Source organism: Actinomadura fulvescens, assembly GCF_039533225.1.
GTDB lineage: Bacteria > Actinomycetota > Actinomycetes > Streptosporangiales > Streptosporangiaceae > Spirillospora > Spirillospora fulvescens.
In genome coordinates this window covers 1-920 of the sequence record NZ_BAAATD010000054.1, presented here as the reverse complement: position 1 = coordinate 920, position 920 = coordinate 1, and the positions used below count along the sequence as shown (strand labels likewise).

General features: G+C 72.3%; 1 protein-coding gene. It reads left to right on the top strand.

Annotation, left to right across the window (positions count from 1 at the left end):
- Positions 1–920, top strand: a 920-nt coding sequence (locus ABD333_RS47385; protein WP_344549504.1) for an SDR family NAD(P)-dependent oxidoreductase, incomplete at both ends; no start/stop codon positions are given.

Sequence of the window (920 nt, the reverse complement as noted above, 5' to 3'; positions counted from 1 at the left end):
CGCGTGATCGCGACGGCCGGTACCCCGCTCAGGCGTGACCTGCTGCGCGCGTGGGGTGCGGACCACGTGCTCGACTCACGGAGCCTGCACTTCGCCGAGCAGATCAAGGACCTGACCGGCGGGCACGGCGTGGACGTCGTGCTCAACTCCCTGGCGGGCGAGGCCATCGCGCGCGGCCTGGAGGCCCTGCGCCACGGTGGACGCTTCATCGAACTGGGCAAACGCGACATCTTCGAGAACAAGCCGCTGCTGCTCTACCCGTTCGGCGACAACATCTCGTTCTTCGGCGTCGACGTCGGCACGCTGCAGGCCAAGGACCCGCAACGTGCCGCCGCCGCGGGGGCCGACATCGTCCCGTTCATCCAGAACAGCAGGGTGCCGCCACTGCCGCACACCGTCTACCCCGCGGCGCGCGTCGCTGACGCGTTCACGATGATGCGCCATTCCCGGCACATCGGGAAGATCGTCATCTCGCTCGATCCGCGCGAGGAGCCCGTGCCCGTCCAGCCCCGGCACGTGGCGCCGCGGCTGGACCCCGGCGGCACCTACCTGGTCACCGGAGGGCTGAGCGGGTTCGGCGCGACCACGGCCCGCTGGCTGGCCGACCGCGGCGCCCGCCACCTGGCCCTGGTCGGCCGCCGGGGCGCGGCCACCCCAGGAGCATCCGGCCTGCTGGAGGAGCTGGCCGCCCAGGGAGTCCACGCGCGGGCCTACGCCACCGACGTCGCGGACCTCGACGCCATGCGGCAGATCCTGCGCGAGCTGGACGACGATGGTCACCCGGTCCGCGGCGTCGTCCACTCGGCCATGCACCTGGACGACGATCCGCTGGTCGACCTCACCGACGACCGGATCCGCGCCGTGCTACGTCCCAAGGTCGCCGGCGCGCTGGTCCTGGACGAACTGACCCAGGACCGCCC